We start from the raw sequence: 1,795 nt of genomic DNA on the forward strand, positions 1-1,795 counted from the left end.
GCCGGGGTCGGCGTAGCCACGGCGTTCGCGCGCGCGTCGCCGGAGCTCGGCGGCCTCCTCCGGGGTGAGGTGCCGGCGCCTGGAGTCGTCGGTCATGGGATCGGACTCTACTTGGCCGGTGCCGCGGTCGGCGGGTCCCACGGCCCCGGCGGGACACGCGTCACAACCGCGTGGGCCGCCCCGCTGTGCCGGGGTGCGCTGCCCCTATGTCCGCAATTCGGCCAGGTGCGCTGCCCGAATGGACCAATCGGGACGCGCAACCTGAAGCGGTACGGGGCGCGGAGCGGTGGCCGGGCGGTCACAGCGACGAGTCGGGCGGTCACAGCCACGACAGGTGCGGGGCGAGCAGCGCGTAGCCGAGGAACGCGACCACGTCGAGCAGCGTGTGCGCCAGCACGAGCGGCCACAGCCGGCGGGTCCGCATCCACCACAACGCGAACACCACACCCATCGCCAGGTTCCCGAGCCCGCCGCCGAACCCCTGGTAGAGGTGGTACGACCCGCGCAGCAGGGCGCTGGCCGCCAGGGCCAGTGCGGGCGGCACCCCCAGCTGGCGCAGCCGGATGAGCAGGTACCCCACCACGAGGATCTCCTCGGCGGCGCCGTTGCCGGCAGCGGACAGCACCAGCACGACGGGCCGCCACCACGTCTCGCCCAGACCCGATGCCGACACCTGCAGATTGACGCCCGCGGCGACCGCGCCGAGGTACAACGCCAGCCCGGGGACGCCGATGACAGCGGTCAGCGCGAGCCCCCACGCGATCTGACGGCCCGGACGGTCGCGCACGAGCCCGACGGCCCGCGCGCCGAGCCCGGAATGGGCGAGCAACACCAGCGGCAGCAGCGCCCACGCCAGCAGTCGCAGGACCCCGAGCGCCTGGTAGGCCAGGTCGAGCCACGAGTGCTCCGAGCGTGAGACGTTGAGGGCGGCGGTCTGCTCCCCGAGGTCCGCGGGTGCGAGAAGCGCGGAGACCAGGTCGAGGACGGCGTAGGCGCCGGACAGGCCGAAGGTGACGGCCAGGACGACGACGAGCTCGGCCACCAGTAGCCGGCGGACACGGGGGTCGGTCACCGGGTCGAACCGAGCCGCGTACCGGGCGAACGCCTCGCGGGGCGAGAGGGCTGCGCAGACCCGTCCTGTGCCCCGGGCCGGTGGCATCGACCCGCTCACCTCCACCAGGTCACTCGGGGAGCCGGACGTGGTCGACGACCCGGTCCATCCACCGGACGCCGGGAGCGGACTGCTGCGCGGTGGTCACGTACGCCACCCACCACCGGCTGTCCTCGGAACCGAATACGGCGGTGTACACCAACCCGCCGGAGTCCTGGTCGGGGATGCCGTCCGGGACCACCACGTAGGAGATCGCGGCGCCCGTGCCCGCCTCGTTGTCCACGGGGACCACCCGTTGTTCGTCACGGGTCCCGGACACGCCCAGGACGTACAACTGGATGGTCTCCGCGAGCGCGGTCGCGGCCCCCTGGTCATCGGTGATCGCGGCGGCGGCGATCCCGGCGTCCAGCGGACCGGCGAGGATGCGGGTGTCCAGGGCCCGGCCGGTGCCGACCGGCCTCAGCTGCACACTGCCGAACTCCGGGTCGTCGATCACACGCCAGCCGACCGGCACCTGCAGCTCGAGCCCGGAGTCCTCGTCGACGTAGTAGGTGCCGGACAGGGTCGAGTCCCGGGGCAGCACCGACGCGGGGTTCGTGGCCACGGCGGCGACGAGCAACGCGGCCAGCAACCCCAGTGCCACGTGGACGGTGCGCGGCCCGCGCTTCTCCTCAGTCGTGAGGT

General features: G+C 73.5%; 2 protein-coding genes. Both read right to left on the reverse strand.

What is annotated here, in order from left to right; genetic code table 11:
• Positions 1-319: 319 nt before the first annotated feature.
• Positions 320-1,159: a CPBP family intramembrane glutamic endopeptidase gene (locus tag G6023_RS06275; protein ID WP_182634520.1), complete on the reverse strand. Its 840-nt coding sequence runs from the start codon at positions 1,157-1,159 to the stop codon at positions 320-322.
• Positions 1,160-1,181: 22 nt separating this feature from the next.
• Positions 1,182-1,795, reverse strand: a 614-nt coding sequence (locus G6023_RS06280) for an APA family fibronectin-binding glycoprotein (RefSeq protein WP_182634522.1), incomplete at its 5' end; no start/stop codon positions are given.

Source organism: Dietzia sp. DQ11-71 (genome assembly GCF_014144995.1).
Lineage (GTDB): Bacteria > Actinomycetota > Actinomycetes > Mycobacteriales > Mycobacteriaceae > Dietzia > Dietzia kunjamensis.

What these genes read in the sequence shown, in the direction of transcription:
- G6023_RS06275 (WP_182634520.1), bottom strand. Translation starts at nt 1,159, where the DNA reads ATGCCACCGGCCCGGGGCACAGGACGGGTCTGCGCAGCCCTCTCGCCC.